The 26,802-nt window shown below is 72.8% G+C and carries 20 protein-coding genes; 12 read left to right on the top strand and 8 right to left on the bottom strand.

Annotated features, from left to right (window positions below):
• The first annotated feature begins 48 nt into the window (after nt 1–48).
• The 4 genes from P2H44_RS20370 to pgeF all read left to right on the top strand — a co-directional run bounded on the left by P2H44_RS20370 (nt 49) and on the right by pgeF (nt 6,716).
• Nucleotides 49–3,507 (top strand): chromosome segregation SMC family protein, encoded by a 3,459-nt coding sequence (locus tag P2H44_RS20370; RefSeq protein WP_275766541.1) that lies wholly within the window; start codon nt 49–51, stop codon nt 3,505–3,507.
• A 317-nt stretch (nt 3,508–3,824) separates the two neighbouring features.
• Entirely contained in the window at nt 3,825–4,697 is an 873-nt protein-coding gene (lgt, locus tag P2H44_RS20365; protein ID WP_275766540.1) for a prolipoprotein diacylglyceryl transferase, read from the top strand.
• A complete protein-coding gene (locus P2H44_RS20360; protein WP_275766538.1) occupies nt 4,694–5,851 on the top strand; it encodes a class I SAM-dependent methyltransferase in 1,158 nt (385 codons plus the stop codon). Before lgt ends, P2H44_RS20360 begins: the two co-directional genes overlap by 4 nt.
• A gap of 70 nt (nt 5,852–5,921) precedes the next feature.
• A complete protein-coding gene (gene pgeF, locus P2H44_RS20355; protein ID WP_275766536.1) occupies nt 5,922–6,716 on the top strand; it encodes a peptidoglycan editing factor PgeF in 795 nt (264 codons plus the stop codon).
• Nucleotides 6,717–6,757: 41 nt separating this feature from the next.
• Here the strand turns inward: pgeF and P2H44_RS20350 are convergent, their stop codons facing one another.
• The gene (locus P2H44_RS20350) at nt 6,758–7,540 is read right to left on the bottom strand and encodes a metallophosphoesterase family protein (RefSeq protein ID WP_275766534.1); all 783 of its coding nucleotides are present in this window, start codon (nt 7,538–7,540) and stop codon (nt 6,758–6,760) included.
• 100 nt (nt 7,541–7,640) lie between these two features.
• Nucleotides 7,641–8,135: an Lrp/AsnC family transcriptional regulator gene (locus P2H44_RS20345; protein WP_275766533.1), complete on the bottom strand. Its 495-nt coding sequence runs from the start codon at nt 8,133–8,135 to the stop codon at nt 7,641–7,643.
• A 176-nt stretch (nt 8,136–8,311) separates the two neighbouring features.
• On the opposite strand from P2H44_RS20345, the gene P2H44_RS20340 reads away from it, so the two are divergent.
• Both P2H44_RS20340 and trxB read left to right on the top strand, forming a co-directional pair.
• Nucleotides 8,312–9,301, top strand: coding sequence for a mitochondrial fission ELM1 family protein (locus P2H44_RS20340; protein WP_275766531.1), 990 nt, complete (start codon nt 8,312–8,314; stop codon nt 9,299–9,301).
• A 133-nt stretch (nt 9,302–9,434) separates the two neighbouring features.
• The gene (gene trxB / locus P2H44_RS20335) at nt 9,435–10,397 is read left to right on the top strand and encodes a thioredoxin-disulfide reductase (RefSeq protein WP_275766528.1); all 963 of its coding nucleotides are present in this window, start codon (nt 9,435–9,437) and stop codon (nt 10,395–10,397) included.
• A 27-nt stretch (nt 10,398–10,424) separates the two neighbouring features.
• Here trxB and P2H44_RS20330 read toward each other — a convergent pair whose 3' ends face one another.
• Nucleotides 10,425–11,507 (bottom strand): helix-turn-helix transcriptional regulator, encoded by a 1,083-nt coding sequence (locus tag P2H44_RS20330; protein ID WP_275766527.1) that lies wholly within the window; start codon nt 11,505–11,507, stop codon nt 10,425–10,427.
• Between the two features lie 175 nt (nt 11,508–11,682).
• On the opposite strand from P2H44_RS20330, the gene P2H44_RS20325 reads away from it, so the two are divergent.
• Nucleotides 11,683–12,423: a hypothetical protein gene (locus P2H44_RS20325; RefSeq protein WP_275766526.1), complete on the top strand. Its 741-nt coding sequence runs from the start codon at nt 11,683–11,685 to the stop codon at nt 12,421–12,423.
• Between the two features lie 117 nt (nt 12,424–12,540).
• On the opposite strand, the gene P2H44_RS20320 is transcribed toward P2H44_RS20325, so the two are convergent.
• A complete protein-coding gene (locus tag P2H44_RS20320) occupies nt 12,541–14,358 on the bottom strand; it encodes a PHA/PHB synthase family protein (protein ID WP_275766524.1) in 1,818 nt (605 codons plus the stop codon).
• Between the two features lie 164 nt (nt 14,359–14,522).
• Between P2H44_RS20320 and P2H44_RS20315 the strand changes: the two genes are divergently transcribed.
• A complete protein-coding gene (locus P2H44_RS20315) occupies nt 14,523–14,921 on the top strand; it encodes a hypothetical protein (RefSeq protein WP_275766522.1) in 399 nt (132 codons plus the stop codon).
• Between the two features lie 70 nt (nt 14,922–14,991).
• Here the strand turns inward: P2H44_RS20315 and P2H44_RS20310 are convergent, their stop codons facing one another.
• Both P2H44_RS20310 and P2H44_RS20305 read right to left on the bottom strand, forming a co-directional pair.
• Complete coding sequence (locus P2H44_RS20310) at nt 14,992–16,434, bottom strand: MATE family efflux transporter (RefSeq protein ID WP_275766520.1); 1,443 nt, start codon at nt 16,432–16,434, stop codon at nt 14,992–14,994.
• Between the two features lies 1 nt (nt 16,435).
• Nucleotides 16,436–16,963 (bottom strand): PaaI family thioesterase, encoded by a 528-nt coding sequence (locus P2H44_RS20305; RefSeq protein WP_275766518.1) that lies wholly within the window; start codon nt 16,961–16,963, stop codon nt 16,436–16,438.
• 156 nt (nt 16,964–17,119) lie between these two features.
• Here P2H44_RS20305 and P2H44_RS20300 point away from each other — a divergent pair, with 156 nt between their 5' ends.
• Entirely contained in the window at nt 17,120–17,539 is a 420-nt protein-coding gene (locus P2H44_RS20300; protein WP_275766516.1) for a winged helix-turn-helix transcriptional regulator, read from the top strand.
• An 18-nt stretch (nt 17,540–17,557) separates the two neighbouring features.
• Here the strand turns inward: P2H44_RS20300 and P2H44_RS20295 are convergent, their stop codons facing one another.
• Both P2H44_RS20295 and P2H44_RS20290 read right to left on the bottom strand, forming a co-directional pair.
• The gene (locus tag P2H44_RS20295) at nt 17,558–18,343 is read right to left on the bottom strand and encodes a FadR/GntR family transcriptional regulator (RefSeq protein WP_275766515.1); all 786 of its coding nucleotides are present in this window, start codon (nt 18,341–18,343) and stop codon (nt 17,558–17,560) included.
• 929 nt (nt 18,344–19,272) lie between these two features.
• Nucleotides 19,273–20,793 carry a hypothetical protein gene (locus P2H44_RS20290; RefSeq protein ID WP_275766514.1) on the bottom strand — a complete coding sequence of 507 codons (1,521 nt, stop codon included), beginning with the start codon at nt 20,791–20,793 and terminating at the stop codon, nt 19,273–19,275.
• A 273-nt stretch (nt 20,794–21,066) separates the two neighbouring features.
• Here P2H44_RS20290 and P2H44_RS20285 point away from each other — a divergent pair, with 273 nt between their 5' ends.
• From P2H44_RS20285 to P2H44_RS20275, 3 genes are all read left to right on the top strand, one after another.
• Complete coding sequence (locus tag P2H44_RS20285) at nt 21,067–22,422, top strand: malonyl-CoA decarboxylase domain-containing protein (protein ID WP_275766511.1); 1,356 nt, start codon at nt 21,067–21,069, stop codon at nt 22,420–22,422.
• A gap of 371 nt (nt 22,423–22,793) precedes the next feature.
• Nucleotides 22,794–24,416: a class I adenylate-forming enzyme family protein gene (locus tag P2H44_RS20280; RefSeq protein WP_275766508.1), complete on the top strand. Its 1,623-nt coding sequence runs from the start codon at nt 22,794–22,796 to the stop codon at nt 24,414–24,416.
• A gap of 462 nt (nt 24,417–24,878) precedes the next feature.
• Nucleotides 24,879–26,627, top strand: a complete 1,749-nt coding sequence (locus P2H44_RS20275) for an FMN-binding glutamate synthase family protein (protein ID WP_275766506.1) — start codon at nt 24,879–24,881, stop codon at nt 26,625–26,627.
• Nucleotides 26,628–26,802 lie beyond the last annotated feature (175 nt).

Genomic DNA, 26,802 nt, shown 5'->3' with positions numbered 1-26,802 from the left:
CCGGACGCGACTCGGCCCCCTTGGAACCTCGGGCAGGGAAGCGGCCCCATGCACTTCACCCGGCTGCGCCTTCAGGGCTTCAAGAGCTTCGTGGACCCGACCGAGCTGGTCATCGCCCCCGGCCTGACCGGCGTGGTGGGGCCCAACGGCTGCGGCAAGTCCAACCTGCTGGAAGCCCTGCGCTGGGTGATGGGCGAGACCTCGGCCAAGGCCATGCGCGGCGGCGACATGGAGGACGTGATCTTCGCCGGCGCCTCCACCCGCCCGGCGCGCAGCTACGCCGAGGTCGCGATCCGCATCGACAACGCCGAGCGCACCGCGCCGGCGGAGTTCAACCACTCCGACGACCTCGAGATCTCCCGCCGCATCACCCGTGACGCCGGCTCCGCCTATCGGCTCAATGGAAAAGAGCTGCGGGCGCGTGACGTCAAAATGCTGTTCGCGGACGCCTCCACCGGCGCGCATTCGCCCGCGCTGGTGCGGCAGGGCCGGATCTCGGAGCTGATCAACGCCAAGCCCAAGGCCCGCCGCGCGATCCTCGAAGAAGCCGCCGGCATCGGCGGCCTCTACCAGCGCCGCCACGAGGCCGAGCTGAAGCTGCGCGCGGCCGAGGACAACCTCACCCGCGTCTCCGACGTGCTGGAGAAGCTGGGCGAGCAGCTCGGCCAGCTCCAGCGCCAGGCGCGCCAGGCCGCGCGCTACCGCGAGATCGCGGCCGAGCTGCGCCGGGCGGAGGGGATGCTCCTGTGGCTGCGCTGGCGCGAGGCGGGCGCCGAGGCGGAGGAGGCGCGCCGGCGCCTGGCCGAGGCGACCGGCCTCGCCGCCCGCGCCCAGACCGAAGCCGCCGCCCGCGCCTCCGCCCGCATCGCCGCCGACGAGGCCCTGCCGCCGCTGCGCGAGGAGGACGCGGTCGCCGCCGCCATCCTCCAGCGCGCGCTGGTCGAGCGCGACCAGGTCGACGAGCGCATCCGCCAGGCCGCCTCCGACATCGCCCGGCTGGAGGCCCGCGCCCTCCAGCTCAACCGCGACCTGGAGCGCGAGAGCTCGCTGGGCCGGGACGCGGACGAGAGCGTCGAGAAGCTCGACTGGGAGGAGGCCCAGCTCAAGGAGCAGCAGGACGGCCAGGCCGACCGGCTGGCCGAGGCCGCCGAGACCTCCCGCGCCGCCACCGTGGCGGTGGAGACCGAGGAGGCCGAGCTCGACCGCCTGACCGGCGACGCCGCCCGCCTCGCGGCCCGCCACCAGTCCGCCGCCCGCCGCATGGAGGAGGCCCGCGGCCAGCGCGCCAAGGCCGAGGCCGAGCTGATGCGCGCCGAGCAGGGCCTCGCCGCCGAGGCCGAGGCCGCCGCCCGCGCCGAGGAGGCGCTGGAGGCCGCCGAAACCGGCGCCGAGGCCGCGCGCGAGGCCGCAGAGGCCGCCGAGGAGGCGCTCGCCGCCGCCGAGACCGAGCGCGCCGAGGCCCAGCAGACCGAATCCGAGACCCGCGCCGCCGCCTCCTCCGCCCAGGCCGAGGCGGGCGCGGTGAAGGCCGAGGCCGACGCGCTCGACCGGCTGCTCGCCCGCGACAAGGGCGCCGAGGGCCAGATGCTCGACCGCATCGAGGTCGCGCCGGGCTACGAGGCCGCGCTGGGCGCGGCGCTGGGCGACGACCTGCGCGCGCCCGAGGTGGACGAGACCGGCGCCGGCTGGCGCCCGCTGCCGGACTACGCCGACGCCCCCGACGCGCTGCCCGCCGGCGCCGCGCCCATCGCGGCCCATGTGACGGCCCCCGCCGCGCTCGCCCGCCGCATCGCGCGCATCGGCCTGGTGGCCGACGCAGCCGACGGCCACCGCCTGCAGGCCGAGCTTCGCCCCGGCCAGCGCCTCGTCTCCCCCGCGGGCGACCTGTGGCGCTGGGACGGCTACCGCGCCTCGGCCGCCGACGCGCCCTCGGCCGCCGCCCTGCGCCTCCAGCAGCGCAACCGCCTCGCCGCCCTTCGCGAACAGCTCGAGGTCGCCGAGGAAACCGCCGCCGCCGCCCGCGAGGCGCATGAGGAGGCCCGCGCCCGTCTCGCCGCCGCCACCCAGGCCGACGGCGCCGCCCGCGCCGCCCGCCGCCAAGCCGACGCCGCGCTGGCCGAGGCCGAGAAGACCCTGACCCGCGCCGAGGGCGAGCTGGACCTGCGCCGCTCCCGCCACGCCGCGCTGGCCGACAGTCTCGAGAACCGCCGCGCCGAGGCCGAGGCCGCCCAGGAGGCGCTGGTCGAGGCGGAGGAGATGCAGGCGGAGCTGGAGGACCTCGACGAGGCCCGCGCCGCCGCCGAGGCCGCCAAGACCGTCGTCGCCGACGCCCGCGCCGCCATGCTCGCCGCCCGCACCGCCGAGCAGGAGCGCAGGCGGGAGGGCGAGGCCCGCGAGAAGCGCCTCGCCGACATCGGCAAGGAGCGCGCCGGCTGGCAGCGCCGCAAGGAGACCGCCGGCCAGCGCATCCAGGAGCTGGAGATCCGCATCGAGGACACGGTCGAGGAGCTCGGCCGCGCCCGCGAGATCCCCGGGGAACTCGAGCGCCGCCGCTTCGAGCTGATGGAATCCATCGCCAAGGGCGAGATCCGCTGCAAGGCCGCGGGCGACGCGCTCGCCGCCGCCGAGGCCGCCCTGCGCGCCGCCGACGCCGCCCAGCGCGAGGCCGAGCGCGCCGCCTCGGAGGCGCGCGAGGGCCGCGCCCGCGTCGAGGCGCTGGCCGAAGCCGCCGAGACCCGCGTCGCCGAGGCCGCCGAGCGCATCGAGGAGGAGACCGACGGCGCCCCCGACGCGCTCGCCGCGAAGCTGGAGATCGACGCGGACTCCGTGCCGCCGGCGGGCGACGTCGAGATCGACATCGTCAACCTGCGCCGCAAGCGCGACGCGCTGGGCGCGGTCAACCTGCGCGCCGAGGAGGACGCCAAGGAGCTCTCGGGCGAGAAGGACGCGCTCGACGCCGAGAAGGTCGACCTCGAAGAGGCGATCGCCAAGCTGCGCCAGGGCGTCGCCAGCCTGAACTCCGAGGGGCGCAAGCGCCTGCTGGCGGCCTTCGAGGAGGTGAACGCCAACTTCACCCAGCTGTTCACCCGCCTCTTCGGCGGCGGCACCGCGAACCTGGTGCTGGTGGAGAGCGACGATCCGCTCGACGCGGGCCTCGAGATCATGTGCATGCCGCCGGGCAAGAAGCTCTCCACGCTCTCGCTGCTCTCGGGCGGGGAGCAGACGCTGACGGCGCTGTCGCTGATCTTCGCGGTGTTCCTGGCCAACCCCTCGCCGATCTGCGTGCTCGACGAGGTGGACGCGCCGCTCGACGACGCCAACGTGACCCGCTTCTGCGACCTGCTCGACGAGATGCGCCAGCGAACCGCCACGCGCTTCCTGTGCATCACCCACCACGCGGTCACCATGGCCCGCATGGACCGCCTGTTCGGCGTGACCATGGCCGAGCAGGGGGTGAGCCAGCTGGTCTCGGTGGACCTGGAGCGGGCCGAGGAGCTGGTGGGCTAGCCTGCGCCGCCACGGGCGACGCGGCGCGGACCGCGCGTCCGGACCCCGGGCGCGCCTCCCGCCCGCCCACCCCGGCGCGCCCGGGGTCCGGCCGCGCTCCGGCGCGACCTGTTCCCGGGATCGACCGTCGCCGGCCCGCGCCCCGCCCCCCGGGCGAGGCGGGGCGGGCGGGCGGGAGCCTTGGCCGGGGGGCGGCCTGCCCGTCTTCTGGCGGGCCCGACCTCGCGCCCGCGCGAGCCGCGGCCCCGGCGCACTGGCGCTCGGCCGCCCCCTTTGCCAGAAAGGCCCCGCGGGCGCCCCGGCCCGCCGGAGGCCCCATGCTCGCGATCCCCTTCCCGAACATCGACCCGGCGATCTTCTCGCTGTCGCTGGGCGACTTCACCTTCTCGCTGCGCTGGTACGCGCTGGCCTACATCGTGGGCCTGGTGCTGGGCTGGCGCTACGTCGCCTGGATGATGAAGCGCCCCGCCCTGTGGCGGAACGATCCCCCCATGTCCCCGGCCGAGGCCGAGGAACTGCTGACCTGGATGGTGGTGGGCGTGATCCTGGGCGGACGGCTGGGCTTCGTGCTGCTCTACCAGCCGGGCTACTACCTCGCGAACCCCGCCCAGATCCCCGCGATCTGGAACGGCGGCATGTCCTTCCACGGCGGCTTCGCGGGCGTCATCGCCGGCATCGTCGCCTGGAGCCGCGTGCGCGGCCGCCCGGTGATGGAGGTCGGCGACGCGGTGGCCTGCGCCGCCCCCATCGGCCTGCTGCTGGGCCGGGTCGCGAACTTCATCAACTCCGAGCTCTGGGGCCGCGTCGCCGACGTGCCCTGGGCGGTGGTCTTTCCCAACGGCGGGCCGGAGCCGCGCCACCCCTCCCAGCTCTACGAGGCGGCGCTGGAGGGGGCGCTGCTCTTCGTCGTGATGTGGATCCTCGCCACCCGCCGCGGCTGGCTGAAGACGCCGGGTACGATGATCGGCGTGTTCCTGATCGGCTACGGTCTCGCGCGGTCCGCCGTCGAGCTGGTGCGCCAGCCCGACGCCTTCCTGCAGACCGAGGCGAACCCGCTGGGCCTCGCCTGGCAGTGGGGGACCACGAGCGGCCTGACCATGGGCCAGATCCTCTCGATCCCGATGATCCTGATCGGCCTCGCGGTGCTGCTCGCCGCGCGCCGCGGACGCTGGGCGCGGGAGGCCGCGTGAGCGGGCAGGGCGACGCGCGGGAGGAGACGCCCCTCCTCCCCCTCCTGCGCCGGCGCATCGCGTCGTCGGGGGCGATCCCGCTCTCGGAATACATGGCGCTCTGCCTCGCCCATCCCGAGCATGGTTACTACACCACGCGCGAGCCGCTGGGCGCGGCCGGCGACTTCACCACCGCCCCCGAGATCTCCCAGATGTTCGGGGAGCTGCTGGGCCTGTGGATCGCCCAGGCCTGGCTCGACATGGGCGCGCCGAAGGGCGTGGTTCTGGCCGAGCTCGGCCCCGGACGCGGCACGCTGATGGCCGACGCCCTGCGCGCCGCCTCCCGCGCGCCGGGCTTCGCCGAAGCCGTCTCGCCCTGGCTGGTCGAGATCTCCCCCACCCTGCGCGCCCGCCAGGCGACGGCGCTGGAGGGGCGCGGCGCGGCTTGGGTGGAGCGGGTCGAGGATCTGCCCGACGCCCCTCTCCTGCTGCTCGCCAACGAGTTCTTCGACGCGCTGCCGATCCGCCAGCTGATCCGTGCCGGCGGTCGCTGGCGGGAGCGGGCGGTGAGCATGGACGAGGCCGGGCGCCTGCGCTTCGGTCTGGGCGCCGTGGTCCCGTGGGGGGCGGACGAGCCCGACGGCGCGGTCGTCGAGCTCTGCCCCGCGGGCGAGGCCGTCGCCGCCTGGATCGGCGCCCGGCTGGCGGCGCGGGGCGGGGCGGCGCTGATCGTCGACTACGGCTACGCCGCCCGCACGCCCGGCGGCGCCGACACCTTCCAGGCGATGCGCACGCATGCCTACGCCGATCCGCTGGCGGCGCCCGGCCGGGCGGACCTGACGGCCCATGTCGACTTCGCCACGCTGGCGCGCCGGGCGGGCGAGGCGGGCGCGACCGCCTGGCCGACGGCAGGGCAGGGCGCCTTCCTCGAGCGCCTGGGGATCACCCAGCGTGCCCAGGCGCTCGCCCGCGCCGCCGCCGCGCGCCCCGACCCGGGGCCGGCTCCCCACCCGCCCGCCCTCGCCGACCCCGGGCCGGGGCGCGCGGCGGCGGAAGACCCCGTCGAGGCCATCGTCTCGGCGCATCGTCGCCTCACCCATCCCGAAGAAATGGGCACCCTGTTCAAGGTTCTCGCCCTCACCGGCCCGAACCAGCCGCGCCCCGCAGGGGTCTGACGCCGGGCGCGGTTGACCCGCGGCCCGGAATCGCGGCGCGTAGGCGCCAGGACGCGCAAGGAAGAGACGCATGACCCCCACCGCCCCCGGCCTCGAGACGCTGACCTCCCCCGACCTCGGCCCCGTGCGCCACGGCTTCTTCACCCGCAAGGGCGGCGCCTCGGGCGGGATCTACGGATCGCAGACGGGGGGGCTGAACGCGGGCGCAGGCTCGAAGGACGACGCGGCGGCGGTGGCCGAGAACAAGGCCCGCATCGCCGCCGCCATGGGCGTCGCGCCGGATCGGCTGCTGTTCCTCCACCAGGTTCATTCCGACCGCGCCCTGCACGTGACAGGCCCCTGGGCCGAGGACGCCGACCGCCGCGCCGACGCGATGGTCACGGCCGAGCCGGGCCTCGCCCTCGCGGTCCTCTCGGCCGACTGCGCCCCGGTCCTCTTCCACGACCCTGACGCCCGCGTGATCGGCGCGGCCCATGCCGGCTGGCGGGGGGCGCTGGGCGGCGCGCTCGAGGCGACGCTCGAGGCGATGGAGCGGCTGGGCGCGGAGCGCGGCCGCATCCGCGCCGCGATCGGCCCCTGCATCTCCCAGGCCGCCTACGAGGTGGGCCCCGAGTTCTTCGACGACTTCACCATGGACGACCCCGAGGCGCAGCGCTTCTTCGCGGGCGGCCCCAACGGGCGGCCGATGTTCGACCTGCCGGGCTACGCCCTGCGCCGCCTGCGCGAGGCGGGCGTGGCCGAGGCCGCCTGGACCGGCCACTGCACCTATCGCGACGAGGCGCGCTTCTACTCCAACCGCCGCGCGGTGCATCGCAAGGAAGGCGACTACGGCCGCCTCGCCTCGGTGATCGTGCTGGAGGACTGAGCGCGGGAAGACTGGCTGCTGGGAGACTGGGCGCGGCCGCCTCAGCGCGCCGCCGGCGCCCCCGGCGCGCCGCGCAGCCAGCCGGTCGAGACGGCGCGCGCCCAGCCCTCTCGCCCCGCGGCGCGGGCGGCTTCGGCCATGCGGGCGGGATCGTAGGGAACCTGCCGGACGCTCGTGGCCCAGGCCGTCCCGCGCCGCTCGACCACCGCGTAGGTCGCCAGCGGCGTGCCGGTCTGCACCACGTGGGGATAGGGCTCGACATCCTCGTAGGCCGGGCAGCCGACGCTGCCGGGGTTCAGGATCACCCGCCCGTCGGGCAGGTCCACCCGGCGTGGCAGGTGGGTGTGGGCGCACAGCGCCAGGCCCGCGTCCACGCCCACGGCGGCGCGGGCGATCTCGGGCAGGCCGCGGAACACCACGTGCCCCTCGGGCGTCACCGTCTCGAGCCAGTATTCCAGGTCGTCGCGGGGCGTGCCGTGGCACAGGAACACGTCCCCCACCCGCCGCGTCGCCGGGAGGGCCGCCAGCCACTCCAGCTGCGCCTGCGACAGGTCCTCCCGCGCGATGCGGTCGGAGGGATACATGTTCGCGCCCCCCGCCACGACCCAGCGGTCATGGTTGCCGCGCACCGAGATCATGCCCGCCCGCCCCATGGTCAGGGCCAGCGCCTCGGCCGGGGCCAGCGGGCCGCTGACATGGTCGCCCAGGTTGAAGATCGAGCCGATCCCCAGCCCGTCCACGTCCGCCAGCACCGCGGCCAGCGCGTCGGCGTTTCCATGCACGTCCGCGATCACGGCGAAACGGTCGAGGTTGAAATCGGTCATCCACGAACACCGGGGCAGGCCGCGCGGGCGCGGCGGAAACAAGGGTCGGTCGGGAAAGGCCGCCGCGGCGGCCCGGGGCGCGCCGGCGCCGGGGCGAGGCTCAGTCCTCGGCCCGCGCCTCCATCACGTCGAAGGGCACGCCCGGCTGCCATTTGGTCTCGCGGATCACCAGCGAGGTCTTCACCGAGGCGACGTTGGGCGCCGACACCAGGTCCCCGGTCAGGAACCGCTGGAAGGTCGACAGGTCCGGCGCCACGCATTTCAGGATGAAGTCGATTTCGCCGTTCAGCATGTGACATTCGCGCACAAGCGGCCATGAACGAACCCTTTCCTCGAATTCGTTCAGGTCCCGTTCCGCTTGGTTGCGCAGGGATATCATCGCGAAGACCGCGACCTCGAACCCCAGAGCCCTGGAATCGACCCGCGCATGATACCCCTCTATGAATCCCGTCTCCTCCAGCGCCCGCACCCGGCGCAGGCAGGGCGGAGCCGAGATCCCGACCCGGCGCGACAGCTCGACGTTGGTCATGCGGCCGTCGGACTGCAGCTCGGCGAGGATCTTGCGGTCGATGGGGTCCAGCTTGGCGGGGGGCATTCAGCTTCCTGGGCGACGGGGCGCCCGGCGCAGGACGCGGCCGGACGCGGAATTCGAGAGCCGGCGAACCGGCGGAGGGGTCGGATTGCTCCGGCTGGCCGGGACAATGCAATGATGTTGCGCAAAAGCGCAAGATTCGGAAAGGAGCGGTCACGGTTCATGCAGGATCGGACGGGGTGACGCGGGGCAGCAACCTCCGCGACGTGTGGGTGGTGACGGACGGGCGGCCCGGCAACGAGGGGCCGGCGCTGGCGCTCGCCCGCGCGATGGAGGCCCACGGCTGGGCGCCGGCGGAGATCCGCCGCGCCACGCCCCGCCGCGGCCCCGCGCGCCTGCCGGCGATGGCCTGGGCCGCGATCCCGCCGCGCGTGGGCGGCTGGCCGTTCTCCGCGCTCGAGGACGCGGGCGCCGCCCTTTCCCGCCCCTGGCCCGAGCTGGTGATCTCCGCCGGGCGCCGCTCCGCCCCCGTGGCCGCCGCGATGCGCCGGCTCTCGGGCGGGGCCACGCGGGCGGTGCAGATCCTCAACCCCGGCATGCGGCTCTCGGACTTCGACGCCGTGGTCGTCCCCAGCCACGACCGCCTGAAGGCCCCCAACGTGGTCGAGACGCTGGGCTCCCTCTCCCGCGTGACGCCCGCGCTCGCGGCGGCGGAGGCGAGCCTGTGGTCCGCCGCCCTCGCCCGCCTTCCCCAGCCGCGTCTGGCGGTGCTTGTGGGCGGTCCCAGCCGCTCGGCCCGCTGGTCGCCCACGATGACCCTGCACCTGGTCGAGGCGCTGGAGCAGGCGACGGCCGCGGGCTGGGGGATCATGGCCACGCTCTCGCGCCGCTCGCCCGAGGGGCTGAACCTCGCCCTGCGCCGCGCGGCGCCGCGGGCCTTCATCTGGGACGGGGCGGGCGCCAATCCCTATCCCGGCATCCTGGGGCTGGCCTCGGCGGCGCTGGTGACGGCGGATTCGGTCAACATGGCCTCCGAGGCCGCCTCCGCCGGGGTGCCGGTGCACGTGCTGGGCCTCGCCGACGTCTCCGCCAAGCTCGCCCGATTCCACGAGCAGCTCGCCCTCGCCGGCGCCTCGCGCGAGTGGGACGGCCGCCTTCTGACCTGGCCCGTCCGCCCCCTCGCCCAGGCCGAGGCCGCCGCCGCCGTCCTGGCCGAACGGCTGGGCTGAGCGGGGCGCGGGAGGCGGGGCGGGGGCCTCGCGGCCGCCTCTCGGGAACGCGACGGGGGGCGGGGGTTTCGGCGGCCCGCCGCCTTGTCTATATGGGGACCCTCTCTCAACGACGGGAACGGCGGAGGCGGCCATGGGCGACGTTCGGCGCGTGAAGGTTCTGATCATCGGCTCCGGCCCCGCGGGCTACACCGCGGCGGTCTACGCCTCGCGCGCGATGCTCGAGCCGGTGCTCGTCCAGGGCATCCAGCCCGGCGGCCAGCTGACCATCACCACCGAGGTCGAGAACTGGCCCGGCGACACCGAGGTCATGGGCCCCGCGCTGATGGAGCGGATGGAGGCCCACGCCCGCGCCATGGGGACCGAGATCATATCGGACCTGGTGGGCCGGCTGGACCTCTCCCAGCGCCCGTTCCGCGCCGAGCTCGACGGCGGCGAGACGATCCTGGCCGACGCCGTGATCCTCGCCACCGGCGCCCAGGCCCGCTGGCTGGGCCTCGAGTCCGAGGAGACGTTCAAGGGCTTCGGCGTCTCGGCCTGCGCCACCTGCGACGGCTTCTTCTACCGCGGCAAGGAGGTCGTGGTGATCGGCGGCGGCAACACCGCGGTCGAGGAGGCGCTGTTCCTGACCAACTTCGCTTCCAAGGTGACGCTGGTCCACCGCCGGGACTCGCTGCGCTCCGAGAAGATCCTGCAGGACCGCCTGTTCAAGAACCCCAAGGTCGAGATCATCTGGGACCACCTCCTCGACGAGGTGATCGGCGAGCGCGACCCCCTGGGCGTGACCGGCGTGCGCCTGCGCCACGTCGCGACCGGGGCCGAGCGGACGCTGGAGTGCGCCGGCGTCTTCATCGCCATCGGCCACTCGCCCTCCTCCGAGCTGGTCGCGGGCCAGCTCGAGCTGCACCACGGCGGCTACGTGAAGGTCGAGCCCGGCACGACCGCCACCTCCATCCCCGGCGTCTTCGCCGCCGGCGACGTGACGGACCACGTCTACCGCCAGGCCGTCACCTCGGCGGGCATGGGCTGCATGGCGGCCCTGGAGGCCGAGCGCTTCATCGCGGCGCAGGAGGCGGAGGCGGTGGCGGCGGAGTGAGGGGCGACGGACGGCTCTCTGCCTTGATCAGATCGAGGCGATCTTCGCCGCCAGTTGAGCGATCGACCTGCAGTCCAGCTTCGCCATCACATTCCGAAGCTGGGTGCGAACCGTAAGAATGGATCGCCCTCGCCGCTCTGCGACATTGGCCGGCGAATGGCCGTCCGTGGCCATCAGCGCCACGTCTATCTCGCTGGGCGTCAGTCCTAGTTCGCCCAAGCGCCGCCTCAGCAGGCTTCGTCGCTCTTGTAGGGGCGGCTCGATCGTCAGGACGACGGACATGCGACGGAAGAACCAGCGCGTGTCCTCGAAGACGGCGATCCGGGCGGTCATACGTCCAGCTTCCGAATCCGCGAGACGGACGGGCTCGGCGCTTGCGACAGCGCCGTCGCGCGTAGATGCAGCAAGCGCCGCGAGCGTTCGTTGCGCCTCCCGGTTCTTCAGGGTGAGCCGTCCGCGCCGATCCATGCTCGCCTGCGCCGAACTCCGGTTGGCGAAATCGTCGCTCGTCGCAAGGAGGCTCAAGTCCGACGCGAGAACCGCAGTGGAGACGCCGGGCTCGCTCCGCAGCGCGCCGTCGAGAGTCTGTGCTACCGCGAGATCCCGCAGCCGCATGAAACTCTGGATCGCCGGCAACAGAGGCGCGACGCTGCGCTCGAACCCGGCGTCGAAGGAGCCTTGGCTGAGAGACGAGTACATCGCCAGCGCGACGGGCCGACCGTCCAGGCGATGCAAGACGACCGAGGCTGCGTCGCCATAAAGGTCAAAAGGTTTCAGAAACCTATTCCTGAAGGCCGATCTCTCTGTCTGCTCCGGGTCGACAAGCCGACTGGCTACGTTGAACGACCGCCGCTGCGCCGCGCGGAGGACTGGGCCGGTCCACGGATCAAGCTGGTAGAATTCTTCAGTATAGGCCTTCCATGCTTCCTCGGGGATCCCGGTTTGGAGCTGATCGGTTGGCGTTTCTCCATCGATCCCGACCGCAAAGGAGCTGGCCTTGGATATCTCTGGAGAGCAAGTCAACTTGACCAGAAATTCCTCCGGCGAGTGATCTCCAAGCGCAACGCCCAAGGCAAGCAGCGCAAGTTCTTCGGGACTTGGCGGCACCATAGATCGAAGCCTCCAGCAATGCGCATCAGAAAATCATCTTGAGCGTACCGAATGTGAGGTATGCGAATCAATCGCTCTCTACAGCTTCATCGATGTCGACCGGAGTGCCTCCTCCCGTCTGTTAGGTGTCCGAAGCTGTGAGACTCGGAGGAGCGCAAGACCAGAGGAGAACCGGATGACTTTCAGAGTGATCGCTTGCGCTGCCGCGTCATTCCTAGCTCTGTCGCCAATGGCTGCGCCGGAGGCCAAGGCGCTCGCATTCCTGACGACCGTGACCATGACGGGGCCTGTCACTAACAACATCGGCGAACCAGCTGAGTCGCGGCCCTATGTCGAGATCTTCTGGGCGTTTCCCGAAGGACCGTTGAGTGGGGGCACCAAATACAACAGCGATCTTGAGACGATGCATGTGTCGATCTTGACATCGCCCAGCGACGTCTGGGCGAGCTTTTTGATGATAAACGATGGTGAGTTCGTGGAGCGAGTTCTTCTGGATGTTGGGGACGGCACAACCTCATTGACGGCCGACGTCTTCGGTGGCTGGAGCATGCATCCGAGAGAGGACACGGACCCTATAAATGATGACTACCAATTCTATGCGAGCGGAAGATTCAACAATGTCATCACTTTTTCTAACAATCTGACCACCCGCTGGGGGGTGTCCGTCGGGTTTGCGGACGGCAGCTTGCTTTACACAACGGGAGCGTCGCCTCTCAGTTGGGTTAGCATCATCCGTGATGGGCCCGGGCCTTTGGCTAACGACAACGACTACTGGGGCGCGGATAGCGGCTACATTTCGACCGTCAGAGTATCGGATGACTATGTTTCGTCGGTGCCTCTGCCACCGGCCGTTATGCTTCTCGGCAGCGCCCTGTTCGCTTGCGGCGCGTGTTTCAGGGGGGCGCGTCGCGCCTGACGCGGTTCGGCCTCGCAACCCGCAGCCAAGTGATTTCCGATCCCATCCTTGATCAAGAGACGAGGCTCGCTGCAACTGCAGCGAGCCTCGCATTATTGCCGGCGCCGGTTCGACGCCTCACTCCTCGTCGAAGCGCCGCTTCACGTAACTCCCCGGGGCCGGCTCTATCGTGCCCAGCACCGCGCCGGGCTGGCGCGCCTCGACCATGCGGCCGGAGCGCTTGGCGAGCCACGCCGCCCAGTCCGGCCACCAGGAGCCGGGGCGCTCCTCGGCGGTGGCGAGGTAGTCCTCGACCTGCTCGGCGTTCATGTCGCCGTCCACCCAGTGCTGGTACTTCTTCATCTCCGGCGGGTTCACCACGCCGGCGATGTGGCCCGATCCCGCCACCACGAAGCGCATCTCCTTCACCCCCGTCATCAGCCGCGCGCCGCGGTAGACCGCCGCGGCGGGGGCGATGTGATCCTCCTTCGAGGCGACGTGGTAGACGGGCACGGTGATGTCCGACAGCGCCACCGGCATGTTCAGCACCCGCAGGTCGCCCTTCGACAGCGCGTTCCCGTGGTAGAACTTCTCGAGGTAGTAGTGGTGGACCTTCGCCGGCATCGCGGTGGAATCCGCGTTCCAGTAGAGCAGGTCGAACGGGAACGGGTCCTTCCCGAGATAGTAGTTCGAGACGACGTAGTTCCAGATCAGGTCCGAGGCGCGCAGCATGTTGAACGTGTTGGCCATCGCCTCGGCCGGCAGGTAGCCCTTGGTCATCTGGTCGTCGACCACGCGCAGCGTGTTCTCGTCCACGAACACCTGCAGGTCGCCCGCGTCCTCGAAGTCGGTCAGGGCGGTGAAGAAGGTGCAGGACTTCACCCGCTTGTCGCCGGTCTTCTTCATGTAGGCCAGCATCGTCGCGGTCAGCGTGCCGCCGATGCAGTAGGCGGTGACGTTCAGCGTCTTCTGGCCCGTCTCCTCCAGCACCTTGTCGATCGCGGTCAGCGCGCCCTTCTCGAGGTAGCTGTCCCAGGTCTCGTCCTTCTGCCGCTCGTCGGGGTTCACCCAGGAGATCAGGAAGACGGTGAACCCCTGCTCGGTCATCCACTTGACCAGCGACTTCTGGGTGTTGAGGTCGAGGATGTAGTACTTGTTGATCCAGGGCGGGATGAACAGCAGCGGCGTCGCGTGGACCTGCTCGGTCGTCGGCGCGTACTGGATGAGCTGCATCACCTCGTTCTGGAAGACCACCTGGCCCTCGGTCACCGCCATGTCGCGGCCGACCTGGAAGGCGTCCATGTCGGTCTGGCGGATGATGAGGCTGCCTTTGCCCCGTTCCAGGTCCTCGGCCATCATCTTCAGGCCGCGCACCAGGTTCTCGCCCTTCTGCTCGAAGGTCGCCTCCAGCACCTCGGGGTTCATGGCGGCGAAGTTCGTGGGCGACATCGCGTCGACGAACTGCTTGGTCAGGAAGGCGATCTTCTTGCGGTCGCGCAGGTCCATCTCCTCGCCCACGTCGTCGGCGACATGCTCGAGGTATTCCGCGGTCAGCAGGTAGGACTGCTTGATGTAGTCGAAGATCCGGTCGTCGGTCCAACGGTCGTGCTTGAACCGCTTGTCGCCCCGCGCGGGCGTCTTCACCGGCGCGGCCGGCTCGGTCCCCAGCCACTGGGCGGTGGCGCGGCGCATCAGCTCGGCCTGGGCCATCCACAGCTGCAGGCTGCGCTCGGCCACCTGCTGGGGGTGGTTCATGAAGGCCTGCTGCATCTCCGCCAGCGCGGGCAGGGCGTTCAGCGGATCGGCATGGATCGGCCGGTCGTCCTTGGCCTGGGCCTGCATCAGGCGCATCCAGATGCCCTGGGAGGTCTCCATCACCTTGGCCATGTTCGTGGCGAAGGCGGTGTAGTCCGCGGCGACGTCCGCGGCCTGGGATGCGAGGTCGCGTTCTTCCATCTGGTCGTCCTCCGGGTCGAGCCCCGGCTCTTTCAGGCGGCCGGAGCTTCGCGTCGCTCTGGCGTGGCCAGGCGGCGATCGTTATGGTCCGGCCCATCATGCACCCAATCGAGCAGGCGAACAAACCCGTGAGACCCTCTGCGTCATTGTGCAGCGCAGCAATAATGTTGCTCTGCGGGATGGGCCTGGCCGGCTGCGGTCTCGACGATCCGCTGACCGGCCCGCGCGGGGCCTTCGCCGTGCTGGACCTTCCGGAGACGCCGGACCTCGCCGACCAGCCCTGGCCGCGGCTCGCCGACGTGCCCGACATGCCGCCCCCGGGCGAGGTCGGGCCGGGCGCGCCGGATCCCGCGAACGGCGCCGAGATCGCGCAGTCGCTGCAGCTCGAGGCCGCCGTCGCCGCCGCCCGGGCCGAGACGCTGGGCGAGCCGGTGATCGCCCCGGCCGAGGCCGCTCGCCTGCGCTCCGCCTCCCGCCGGGCCGCCGCGGCGGGCGGGGGCGCGATGTCGGCCGAGGACGCCGCGCGCCTGCGCGAGGCCGGCCGCGCGGCCGTCGCCGATTGACCGCGGCGCCGCTGCAACGAAAAAGGGCGCCGCCCGGAGGCGACGCCCAGAGGCGGGGGCAGGGGGGCCGTCAGGGTCGGCCCCAGGCCCCCATCCGGATCGCGGCCGCGGTCATCAGCCCGTAGATCAGCATCCCCAGCGCCACCGCGCCGAACACGCCGTCGAGCCCGAGGTCCAGCGTCTCGACCGCGAGGAAGCCGCCGCCGATGGCCACGAACAGCCGCGCGAAGCCGCCCAGCACCGGCCACAGCACCCGCCCCGCGCCCTGGCTGGCGAAATAGAGCGCGAGGCCCAGCGCGAAGAAGCCGTAGAACGGGCCGACCAGCGCGAAATAGGCGCGGCCCGCGGCGCGCGCGGCCTCGGCCTCGGGCGGCAGGAACAGGCCCAGCCACAGCTCCGGCGCCGCGGCGCACAGCAGGCCCACGCCGCCCACGATCACCGCCGCGGCGACGGCGCCGGTCCAGGCCACCCGCAGGGCGCGCGCGAGATCGCCCGCGCCCACGCAGGCGCCGACCATCGCGGTCATCGCCGCCCCGATGCCGAACACCACCGGCACCATCAGGAACTCCAGCCGCGTGCCCAGCCCGTAGCCCGCCAGCGCCGGCTCTCCGAAGCGGCCGACAAGGCCGACCATCGCGACGATCGTCGTCACCGTCTGGATCGCGGACAGCGAGGCCACCAGCCCCACGCGCAGGATGTCCATGAACAGCGCCCCCTGCAGCGGCGCGATCGCGCCCCGCAGGCTGAGCCCCGAGCGGCCCGAGATCCACACCGCCAGCCCCGCCAGCGTGCCGATGGAATAGGCCACCACCTGTCCGGCCGCGAGGCCCGCCATCCCCAGCTCGGGGAACGGCCCCCAGCCCAGCGACAGCGCCCCCGCCGCGGGGATCGACCCCAGCGCCGAGAGCAGCAGGATCATAGAGGGCGTGGCCATGTCGCCCGTCCCCCGCACCGCCGAGAGCATCGCGTTGCACAGCCAGTGCGCGAAGCAGCCGGGGAAGAAGACCGCCGCGTAGGCCAGCGCCGCCTCGACCGCGCCGCCCTCGGCCGCGCCCCGAACGCCCGCCAGCAGCGTGAACAGCGGCCGCCCGAAGGCCGCCATCAGCAGCGCCGAGATCGCCGCCGCCGTCACCGCGATGACGCAGGCGTGCAGGGCCAGCCGCTCGGCTCGGCGCAGGTCTCCCGCCCCCAGCGCGCGCGCCACCGCGGCCGAGATCGCGCCCCCGAAGGCGCCCCCCGACAGCATCTGCGTCAGCATCACGAAGGGGAACACCATCGCCAGGCCCGCCAGCGCCGAGACCCCCAGCCGCCCCGCGAAGCCCGCCTCGGCGATCGAGACGGCGGCGGTCACCGCCATCGCCAGCACGTTGGGCGCCGCCATCCGCGCCAGCGTCGGGCCGATGGGCCCGGTCAGCAGGCGCCGCGTGCGGGCCGCGCGCAGCGCGGCGCGCGCATCCGCCCGGCTGGGCGCGACCACGGGGGGCGCAGCGACGGGGGGCTCGAGCGCGGCCATCTCAGGCGTCCTTGAGGGGGAAGACGAACAGCGTGGCCGAGCCGTGGGCGTAGAGCTTGCCGTCGGCCTTGCCGACCAGCCGCGCCTCGGTGGTGACCATCCGCCGACCCGCGTGCACCACCGTGCCCGTGCAGGTCAGCGTGCCGGTCGTCGGCAGGATGGCGCGGGTGTAGTTCACCTTCAGCTCGGCGGTGGAATAGCCGTGGGCCGCCGGAATCACCGTGTGCGCCGCCACGCCCAGCGCCGAATCGAGCACCGTCGCCGCGAAGCCGCCATGCACCGTGCCCAGCGGGTTGAGCAGGAAGTCCGAGGGCTCGGCGTCGAAGCGGACCGAGCCGGGCTCGACATCGTAGGGGATCCCCATGCCGATGGTCGCGCCGATCGAGGGGCGGGAGCCGATCTCTCCCGCGGTCAGGGCGCGCATATAGTCCAGCCCGCTCAGGCGCATGGCCGCCGCGGGATCGAAGCTCGCCACCTCGTACTCGTAGCTGCGGGTGCGCGTGGTCGCGGCGGGGGTCTGGTCGGTCATCGGGGGGCTCTCCGTTCGGGGTCGGTCGCAGTCGACCGTCGGCAGGTGGGTTCTTATTTGGAACGCACCCTCAGAGTGCGTTCCCTTTCGGAACCTGTCAAGCCGTGCTATATCTCCGCCATGCGCTGGAACGAGCTGAGCGACGAGTCCTGTCCGGTGGCCCGGGCCCTGTCCGTGATCGGGGACCGCTGGACGCTTCTGATCCTGCGGGACTGCTTCCGCGGGACCCGTCGGTTCGAGCGGTTTCAGGAAAGCCTCGGCGTCACGCGCCACGTCCTCGCCGACCGTCTGCGCAAGCTGGAGACCGCGGGCGTGCTCGAACGGAAGCTGTATCAGGAGCGTCCGGCGCGTCACGAATACCGCCTGACCGAGCGGGGGCTGGACCTGCAGCCGGTGCTGATGAGCCTGGTGGGCTGGGCCGACCGCCACCTGCCGCTCGAGGACGGGCCGCCGCTGGTCTACGAGTTCCGCGACACCGGCGAGCCGGTCGAGCCGCAGCTGACCGACGCCCGCACCGGGCGCGCCATCACGCCCCGCAACATCCGCGCGCGGATGCGCGCCGCCGACCCGTCCTGAGACGGGCGCGCGTCCGGGTCAGGGACGCGCCGACGGCAGGAAGCGCCGTGCGACCTGCGCGCCCGAGGCGGTCAGCTCCAGCCCCTCGCGATCCAGCCGCGCAGTCATGATCGCGGCCGCCGCGGCGGCGTCGCGGGCCTCGAGCGCGGCGATCAACTCGCCCGCCCAGCCGCCCTCGGCCATCCCGTTGGCGTGGCCTTCGGGGCCTGCGGCCCTCGGGCGCTCCACCAGTTCGGCGAGCATCCGGGCGAGGAAGCGGCAGGTGAAGCGCAGCACCGGGTTGGCGGCCGCGGCGGCCAGCGCCTCGTCGAAGGCGAGGCCGGCGGCCTGCCGGGCGGCGGGGTCCGCGGCCTCGGCCACCGGCGCGGCGGCCTTGTCCAACGCGGCCAGCGTCTCGGGCGAGGCCGCGCCGGCCAGGTTCTCGGCCAGCGCCGGCATCAGGGCGCGGCGCATCTCCAGCAGGTCGGGCAGGGAGGGGTGTTCGAAGAAGAACAGGTTCGCCAGCAGCAGCTCGGCATGGTCGGGGCGCACGGGCGTGATGAAGGCGCCGCCGCCGGGGCCGGTGCGGGTGCGGATCAGGCCCTGCGTCTCCAGCACCCTCAGCGCCTCGCGCACCGTGCCCTTCGAGGCGCCCAGCAGCGCGATCAGCTGCGCCTCCTGGGGCAGCCGGTCGCCGGGGGCCAGGTCCTGCTCGACGATCCAGTCCTTCAGCGTCTCGGCGATGGCCTGCGGCCGGCTGAGACCGCGCGCGGGCGCGCGACGGCGGCCTGCGGGCCGGGCGGACGGGGTCGGGGGTGCGGCCATGGCGTGCGTTCGGGAACCTGTGTCGGACGAGCGCGGCCCCGGCGGCCTCCGTTCCCCGGAAAGGTCGGGGGGCGGCGGGCGGAAACGCGCCGACCGGCGTCCGGGCGCCGGTCGATCTGGTGTCTATAGTCCTGAGATCAGGCGTTGGGAATATTTAATCGCCCGAAGTCGCGGCCCCGGGGCTGCGGCGCGTTCGCTTGGGCGCGTCTGTGGTTTCGATGGCTTGGCGTCCGAAGACGCCAGTAATTCGCATGATGATTTGCGCCAGTTGGGCGAAGCCCGGCCGGGCCGTCCATCGCCGCGCGCCATGACCTGCCGCCGCGCGATCGGCCCGCGAGGGTCGCCGCCCCCGCGCCGTGGATCGCGAGCCTCGTCGCCGCGGCGAGCAAGCCGAGCGGCCGCCCTCCCCGCGCCCGCGTCGCGTCGCCGCCCGCATGTCGCCCGCGGTGCGAGTCCGGACGCCCATGGGCGCCCGGCCCGCGACACCCGTCGGCGCTAGTCCGCTCCGCGAGACTCGCCGCCTCGCGCCGGTTGTCCCGCAGGGCGGGCGCGGCGACGTCGGCCGCTGCGCGCTCGACCGCCGGCGCTTCAGAAAGGGACGCTCGCAGACATTCCGGTTGCAGAACTCCTGTCGCCTGGCGCCGTCCGAAGGGCCGACGCCATTCTCAGGCGACGTCAGGGAGAGGGGCGGGCGCTCGAGGCAGCGTCAAGCGCCGTGCAGCTTCCGTCCCACGTGATGCCCGGACCGCCGTCCGGACGGCGGCGTTCAGGCGTCGCCTCGCCGTGTTTGGCGTTGCGGCCCGGCCCGGACGCCTGCGCGCGGGCCAGGCTACCGGTCTTGTCCTGCAAGCCGCCGCCGACGATCCACGGTCGGTTCCCGCATCGCGGTCGCGTCTCCGGGCGGAACGGCGGGGCCCTGCGCCGGCGGCTCAGAACGCGAGGTCGAGCGACAGGCGGGCGCCGGTGTCGCCGGCGTCGGTGGCGAGCGCCGAGAGGCGGGCCGCGGCGACCTCGCCCAGCTGCGGGTCGATGCGCCGCCAGGTGACCGCGGCCTCCCAGCTCTGCTCGACATAGAGGGCGTCGCCGGTGAAGCGGGTCTGCGACAGCTCCATCCCCAGCATGTCCACGGCGCGGATGCCGTCGGGCGCGGCCAGCGGCCGCTCGGCCGCCACGGCGTTGCGCATCGCCAGGTTGGAGAGGTCGTAGTCCACCGTCCGCCCCGCGTATTCGAAGGGCAGGGTGGTCAGGCTCGACACGCTGTTGAGGAAGCTCAGCGACAGCCCGTCCGACGCCTCGAGCGTGTAGCGCGAGGCGACCGAGCTGCCGGCGAGCCAGGCCGCGCCCGCCGCGGTCTGCGCGCCGATGCCGCCCTGGGCCATCAGGCCCAGCGTCCAGTCGGGCAGCACCTCGGCCAGCAGGCCCACGTTGGCCGCGCCGTTCAGCCGGTGCGCGCCGCCGGTGGCCGCCCAGGCCATCGGGGCCGAGAACACCAGGTGCACGCGCCCGTCGGCGCCCAGCGGGACCGCGCCCGCCGTGGTCCCCGAGAAGCCGCTGGGGCCGCCGCGCACGGGGCCCGAGCGGGGCAGGCCGCCCGCGCCCTCGGCATAGGCGAGCTCGCCCCCCGTCTCGCCCGTCGCGCTCAGGCCGCGCATCATCATCACCGGCCGCCCGCCGGCGCCGTCGGCGAGGCTGGAGGTGAAGAAGAACGAATCCACGCCCCCCGTCGCCATCATGTACATCGTCGACCACGGGTTGCCGGCGACGGGATCGTCCGAGCGGTGGGCCGCCGACCACTTCAGATAGGCCGTCTCGATCGTCGAGCGGTGCTTGCGCCACAGGCGGCGGAAGATCCGCTCGGCGTCGCGCCCGGTCTCGGCCGTCCAGCTGCGGTCGAGGTCGAGGAGCGGCGCGGTCAGGCTCAGCAGGTTCGCGTCGGCGTCGTAGCTCGCCGTCGCCCAGTGCCCGGCCACGTCCAGCCGCGCCTCGCCCTCGGGCAGCGCCAGGGCGCGCAGGCTCGTGCGGATCGAGTCGAAGGACAGGTCGCCCGGCAGGTCGTAGTCCGGCAGATCGCCCGACAGGGTGAGCTGCGCCTTGGGCAGGCGGTCGGGCAGGCCGAAGGGCAGGTCGCCGAAATAGGCGCCCGAGACCGAGACGCCCGGCGCCGTCACCGAAAGTTCGGCCGCGGGGGCGAAGTAGATCGGCTTGCCGTAGGGCGTCGGCTCGGGGAACAGCCACACCGGCTCGCGCCGGCGCAGGTCGCGCACCGGCGAGGGCAGGCGCGGGCCCCAGCGGCGGGGCGGCGCGGCGACCGCGTCGCAGCACCCGCCGGACCACGCCGGCTCCCACCCGGTGGAGATCGACGGAACCTCCTCCGCCTGCGCGGGGCCGAGGCCGGACGCGGCGACGGCGGCGGACAGCACGACGGCTGCGGTCGTGCTGCGGAGCATCATGGTGCGACTCGAAATCACGGCGTTTCCTCTCGGGAAAGAAGAGGCCTGAGCCGTCGTGGCGCGTCAACCATGAACGGCGTCTTCATGCCGACCATCTGCGCCGCGGAGGTTTAGGATTCGCTTAATGGCCCGCCCCGATCCTCGCCGGATTCGCCCCCGGGCGTCGCCGGCCCGGGCGCGGCCCGCCGTACGGTCATGCCACGCAATCTTCGACCCCGAGGCGCGACTCGGCTAGCCTGAGGCGCCGCCATCCATCGTGCAGGAGGTCCGCCGATGCCCAGCATCAACATCGATTTCGTCCAGGATCTGCTGTCGGCCCTGCGCCTCAACGACCGCCCCTGGTCGAGCGGCGGCGCCGGGGCGCCCGACCGCGCGCTGGCCGAGGCCTGCGCCCGCCTGATGAAGCCCGGCGGCGACGCCACCCGCATCGCCGCGGCGGCGGAGGCGCTGGAGGCCTACCAGCGCCTCGACCCCGAGCAGCGCGCGGCCTTCTTCCACCGCCTGCTCGACGACTACGGCGCCGACGCCGAGGCGGTGCGCGCCGCCTACGCCGCCTGGGACCTCGCCGCCCGCCGGCCGGAGCAGGAGCCCGCCGCCGAAACCGCCGAGGCCGCCTTCGCGCGCCTGTTCGAGGCGGTCGAGCCCCGCCGCCAGGCCCTGCTGCGCGCGCTGAACCTGTGCCCCGGCGGCACCATCGCCCTGGTGCGCATGCGCGAGGACCTGCTGGCCGCGGCCAGGGCCGATCCGTCGCTGAAGCCGCTCGACGTCGACTTCGCGCATCTCTTCGCCTCCTGGTTCAACCGCGGCTTCCTGGTGCTGCGCGAGATCGACTGGAACACCCCCGCCGCGATCCTGGAGAAGATCGTGGCCTACGAGGCGGTGCACGAGATCCGCGACTGGGACGACCTGCGCCGCCGGCTGGACCCGCCCGACCGGCGCTGCTTCGCCTTCTTCCACCCCGCCACCGGCGACGAGCCGCTGGTCTTCGTCGAGGTGGCGCTGACCGACGGCGTGCCGGGCGCCATCGCCCCGGTGCTGGAGGGCGGCGGCGCGGTGGACCCGCGGGACGCGGACACGGCGGTGTTCTACTCGATCTCCAACTGCCAGGGCGGGCTCAGGGGCGTCACCTTCGGCTCGTTCCTGATCAAGCAGGTGGTGCAGGAGCTCTCGCGCGAGCTGCCGAACCTCAAGACCTTCGTCACCCTCTCCCCCGTGCCCGGCTTCGCCGCCTGGCTCGCGCGCACCGCCAAGGAGGACCCGCTCGCCGCCGAGCTGCGCGAGCGCCTGGCCGCCGGCCGCTGGCGCGAGGACGAGGCCGAGCGCAAGGCGCTGGCCGCCCGCTTCCAGCGCCGCACCGCCCAGTACCTGCTGGAGAGCAAGCGCGCCGACGCCCGGCCCGAGGATCCGGTGGCCCGCTTCCACCTGGGCAACGGCGCGACGCTGGCCGACGTGCACTGGCCGGCGGACCTCTCGGAGGGGGGGCTCGCCAACGGCTGCGGGGCGATGGTGAACTATCTCTACGACCTCGATCGGATCGAGGCCCGCCACGAGGCTTTCGCCAAGGACGGAACCGTCGCCGCCGCCTCGGGCGTGAAGCGGCTGCTGAAGGCGCAGGACAAGGCCGCCTGAACCGGGGGCGGGGCCGGCCGCGCGCCGGCCCGCTGCTTCCTGCGACGCCGCCGTCGGCCGGGCGCGCGGAGCGCGGGCGGCGGGGACGCGCCTGTCGGCTGCGTCGGACGCTCCCGTCGCGCGCCGTCGCAGGCGCGCCAAGGGCGTGCGTCCGCGCCCGCCTGCGGCGTCGCTTCCCTGCCGACCGGCTTGCAGGGGGCGCGGGGAACCCTCAGGATGCCTTCGCGTCTCCGCCCCCGCGCCGCCCCGCCTCCGGTCCCGCCGGACGGCCCCGGCCGCGCGGGCGAGAGGCGCGACGCAACGACAGGACGCGCCCTCCGCCCCCTCCCTGCGCGGGGCCGCGTCGCCCGAAGGGAAGAGACGCCGACAGCATGCCCGACACCGCCCCCCTGACCATCCAGCCGCTCCCGCTGCCCGAGCACGAGTTCCGCACCCTGCCGGGCCGGATGCGCCGCCACGCGGCCGAGCGCCCGGACCATCCCGCGCTGCGCGAAGGCGAGCGGATGCTGACCTGGGCCCAGACCTGCGCCCTGGCCGAGCGCGCCGCCGCCCTGATGATCCGCAAGGGGCTGACCCGGCGCGCGGTCGTCTCGATCGTCGCCGACACGCCGCTCGACTACTGCGTGGCCTACCTCGCGGGGCTCGCGGCGGGCGGCTGCGTGGCGCCGATGCCGGTGACCGCGGCCGACGCGACGCTGGCCACCATGATCGCCGACGCGGGCGCCCCCTGCGTGGTCGCCTCCGCCTCCCAGAAGGATCGGGTCGAGGCGATCCTCGCCTCGAAGCCCGGCCTCGCCAACGTGGCCAAGCTCGCCCTCGACTTCGAGGCCGAGGGCTGGACGAAGCTGCTGGACATGGACCTGCCGGCCCCCGGCGAGGACGGCTCGGGGGGCGAGCTGCCCGAGATCGAGCCCGAGGACCTGTTCAACATCATCTACTCGTCGGGCACGACCGGCATCCCCAAGGGGATCGTGCACACGCACCTGTTCCGCTCCCGCCAGATGCCGCGCTTCACCGCCAACGGCGTCTCGCCCGACAGCCGCACGCTGCTGACCACGCCGCTCTATTCCAACACCACCCTCGTCGCGATGATCGCCACGCTGGCCGAGGGCGGCACGGTGACCTTCCTGCCCAAGTGGGACACCCCCACCTGGCTGGGCCTGGTCGAAAGCCAGAAGATCACCTGCTGCATGCTGGTGCCGGTGCTGATCCAGCGCCTGTTCAAGGCCGAGGAGCTGGCGAAGACCGACATCTCCTCGCTGGAGCTGACGATCTGCACCTCCTCCCCGCTGGCGGCCGCCACCAAGAACGAGATCATCGCCCGCTGGCCCGGGCGCTTCATCGAGCTCTACGGCCTGACCGAGGGCGGGGTCTCGGCGATGCTCGACCTCAAGGCCTTCCCCGACAAGTCGGGCTCGGTCGGCCAGCCGGCGCTGGGCTCGGACCTGGTGCTGCTCGACGACGACGACCGCCCCGTGCCGCAGGGCGAGGTCGGCGAGGTCGTGGGCCGATCCCCCGCGATGATGGCGGGCTACCACGGGCGCGACGACCTGACCGAGAAGGCGCTGCTGCGGCTCGAGGACGGGCGGGTGGTGTTCCGCTCGGGCGACCTGGGGCGCATCGACGAGGACGGGTTCCTCTACATCGTGGGCCGCAAGAAGGACATGATCATCTCCGGCGGCTTCAACATCTACGCCACCGACCTCGAGGAGGCGCTGCACGCCCATCCCGACGTACAGGAAGTGGGCGTCGTCGGCGCCCCCTCCGAGGCCTGGGGCGAGACGCCGGTGGCGGGCGTGGTGCTGCGGCCCGGTGCCTCGGCCGACGCCCAGGCGATCCTCGACGGGGCCAACGCCAACCTCGGCAAGACCCAGCGCGTCTCGGCGCTGCACGTGCTCGACGCGCTGCCGCGCAACGCGGTGGGCAAGGTGCTGAAGCCGGACCTGCTGGCGGCGGTGAAGGACCGCGCGCCGGACGCGGTGATGTCGCGCTGACCGCAACGGTCGGGCGCCTCCGGGGACGGGGGCGCCCTGCGGGCGGGCTTGGGCCTCTGGGTTCGGAAGCGCTTTCTCTTGCGAAGGGCGGGAGCCTCCGGCGGGCTCCTGACTCACCAAAGAACAGGGGGCCGCGCCTGTCCTTCGGATCCGTCTCTCGCTGAAGATGCCTGAGCGACTCGTCGGGAGGGGTCAAGGACAAGCCCCGCCCAAGGGCGGGGTCGCTTCGCGATCCCTGACCCCTCCCGCCGAGTCGCTCTTCACGGCATCAGCGAGAGACGGCTCCGAAGAACAGGCGCTTTGCGAGGACCCCGGGCGTCGCGCCGGGGCGCCTGGGTCGGGCGACGGAAGGAACGGGCGCCGGGGCGTGGAATGCCCCGGTGGGGCGCGGCGTTTCAGGTTGGGAAATCGTCAGGCAGTCGTGCTAGGTCAGGCAGGTCTCTCCCCTTCCCGGAGGCCCGAATGGAACGCTACAGCGTCTTCGCCCTGACCGCCGTCCTCGCCGTCGTCTTCGCGGTCCTGGCCCTCTACGCCCAGATCCTCGCCTGGCAGGTGATCCTCTGGATCGCCTCGGTCGGGATGCTGGCGCTGTTCGTGATCGGCATCCGCGACCTGATCCAGACGCGCCACGCGATCCTGCGCAACTACCCCGTCATCGGCCACATGCGCTGGCTGTTCGAGGGCATCCGCCCCGAGATCCGCCAGTACCTGATCGAGAGCGACGAGGACGAGGAGCCGTTCTCGCGCGAGGCGCGCTCGCTGGTCTACCAGCGCGCCAAGAACGTCGAGGACAAGAAGCCCTTCGGCACCCACGAACACGTCTACGACGCCGGCTACGCCTGGATGACCCATTCGGTCGCCACCAAGCATGTCGAGGACTGGGACTTCCGCGTCGAGGTCGGCGGGCCCGACTGCCGCCAGCCCTACGACGCCTCGATCTACAACATCTCCGCCATGTCCTTCGGCGCGCTCTCGGGCAACGCGATCACCGCGCTGAACACCGGCGCGCGGATGGGCGGTTTCGCCCACGACACCGGCGAGGGCGGGATCTCGCGCTATCACCGCGCCGGCGGCGGCGACCTGATCTTCCAGGTGGGCACCGGGTATTTCGGCTGCCGCGACAAGAACGGGAACTTCTCGCCGAAACTGTTCCAGGAGCAGGCGGCGGACCCCCAGGTGAAGATGATCGAGCTCAAGCTCAGCCAGGGCGCGAAGCCCGGCCACGGCGGCATGCTGCCCGCCGCCAAGATCACCCCCGAGATCGCCGAGGCGCGCCACGTCCCGATGGACGAGGACTGCATCTCGCCGCCCTCCCACTCCGCCTTTTCGACGCCGCTCGAGATGGTCGACTTCATCGGCCAGCTGCGCGAGCTCTCGAACGGCAAGCCGGTGGGCTTCAAGCTCTGCATCGGCCACCGGCGCGAGTTCATGTGCATCGTCAAGGCGATGATGGAGACGGGGATCTATCCCGACTTCATCGTGGTCGACGGCTCGGAAGGCGGCACGGGCGCGGCGCCGCTCGAGTTCTCCAACCACATGGGGATGCCGCTGCAGGACGGGCTCGCGATCGTCCACAACACCCTGATCGGGGCGGGAATCCGCGACCGGATCCGCATCGGCGCCTCGGGCAAGGTGGTCTCGGCCTTCGACATCTGCCGCACGATGGCGATGGGGGCGGACTGGTGCAACTCGGCCCGCGGCTTCATGTTCGCGGTCGGCTGCATCCAGGCCCAGGCCTGCCACACCAACGAGTGCCCCGCCGGCGTCGCCACCCAGGACAAGCTGCGCCAGCGGGCCGTGGACGTGGGCGACAAGTCGGTGCGCGTGGCGAACTTCCACCGCAACACGCTCAAGGCCGTGGCCCACATGATCGGGGCGGCGGGGCTGGAGCATCCGGGCGAGGTCAGCCCCTATCACTTCAACTTCCGCCAGAAGATGGGCGAGACCATCGAGGGCGACCTGATCTTCAACCCGATCCCCGAGGGCAGCCTGATCGACGGCACCTGCGAGGTCGAGGCGCTGATGTCGCGCTGGCGGCGCGCCCGCGCCGACAGTTTCGCGCGGCCCGAGCGGATCTCGACCCACCGCCCCGGCCACAAGGTGCGCCGCGCGGTGGAGCGTCCGCCGACCGAGCCAGCCGCCGGCGGCGGCGGCGACGCCGGCCGCCCGGCCGCCAGGGCCGCGGCGGGCAGCGGCGGCGAGGTCGCCTGACCCGAGGCCTGACGCGCGCGACGACCCAACGCCGCGGCCCCCGTGCCGCGGCGTCGGCATGTCCGGAGCGCGCCGTGCGCCGGGCGTGACGCGGGCAGGCCCGCCCGCAGGGCGCCCCAGGCTGCATCGTCTTGGGGACTGGCGCTCGCCGCCCGCTCCGCGCCTGCGCAGAGGC

The sequence above is a fragment of the Albimonas marina genome, from assembly GCF_029223255.1.
Lineage (GTDB): Bacteria > Pseudomonadota > Alphaproteobacteria > Rhodobacterales > Rhodobacteraceae > Albimonas.
Note: the sequence above shows the minus strand (reverse complement) of the source record. Positions and strands in the feature narration are given on the sequence as shown.

Excerpts from the sequence above, each read along its gene's own strand:
- P2H44_RS20370 (WP_275766541.1), top strand. The coding sequence starts at position 49 with ATGCACTTCACCCGGCTGCGCCTTCAGGGCTTCAAGAGCTTCGTGGAC.
- lgt (WP_275766540.1), top strand. The coding sequence starts at position 3,825 with ATGCTCGCGATCCCCTTCCCGAACATCGACCCGGCGATCTTCTCGCTG.
- pgeF (WP_275766536.1), top strand. The coding sequence starts at position 5,922 with ATGACCCCCACCGCCCCCGGCCTCGAGACGCTGACCTCCCCCGACCTC.
- P2H44_RS20350 (WP_275766534.1), bottom strand. The coding sequence starts at position 7,540 with ATGACCGATTTCAACCTCGACCGTTTCGCCGTGATCGCGGACGTGCAT.
- P2H44_RS20345 (WP_275766533.1), bottom strand. The coding sequence starts at position 8,135 with ATGCCCCCCGCCAAGCTGGACCCCATCGACCGCAAGATCCTCGCCGAG.
- trxB (WP_275766528.1), top strand. The coding sequence starts at position 9,435 with ATGGGCGACGTTCGGCGCGTGAAGGTTCTGATCATCGGCTCCGGCCCC.
- P2H44_RS20330 (WP_275766527.1), bottom strand. The coding sequence starts at position 11,507 with ATGGTGCCGCCAAGTCCCGAAGAACTTGCGCTGCTTGCCTTGGGCGTT.
- P2H44_RS20325 (WP_275766526.1), top strand. The coding sequence starts at position 11,683 with ATGACTTTCAGAGTGATCGCTTGCGCTGCCGCGTCATTCCTAGCTCTG.
- P2H44_RS20320 (WP_275766524.1), bottom strand. The coding sequence starts at position 14,358 with ATGGAAGAACGCGACCTCGCATCCCAGGCCGCGGACGTCGCCGCGGAC.
- P2H44_RS20315 (WP_275766522.1), top strand. The coding sequence starts at position 14,523 with ATGTTGCTCTGCGGGATGGGCCTGGCCGGCTGCGGTCTCGACGATCCG.
- P2H44_RS20310 (WP_275766520.1), bottom strand. The coding sequence starts at position 16,434 with ATGGCCGCGCTCGAGCCCCCCGTCGCTGCGCCCCCCGTGGTCGCGCCC.
- P2H44_RS20305 (WP_275766518.1), bottom strand. The coding sequence starts at position 16,963 with ATGACCGACCAGACCCCCGCCGCGACCACGCGCACCCGCAGCTACGAG.
- P2H44_RS20295 (WP_275766515.1), bottom strand. The coding sequence starts at position 18,343 with ATGGCCGCACCCCCGACCCCGTCCGCCCGGCCCGCAGGCCGCCGTCGC.
- P2H44_RS20290 (WP_275766514.1), bottom strand. The coding sequence starts at position 20,793 with ATGATGCTCCGCAGCACGACCGCAGCCGTCGTGCTGTCCGCCGCCGTC.
- P2H44_RS20285 (WP_275766511.1), top strand. The coding sequence starts at position 21,067 with ATGCCCAGCATCAACATCGATTTCGTCCAGGATCTGCTGTCGGCCCTG.
- P2H44_RS20280 (WP_275766508.1), top strand. The coding sequence starts at position 22,794 with ATGCCCGACACCGCCCCCCTGACCATCCAGCCGCTCCCGCTGCCCGAG.
- P2H44_RS20275 (WP_275766506.1), top strand. The coding sequence starts at position 24,879 with ATGGAACGCTACAGCGTCTTCGCCCTGACCGCCGTCCTCGCCGTCGTC.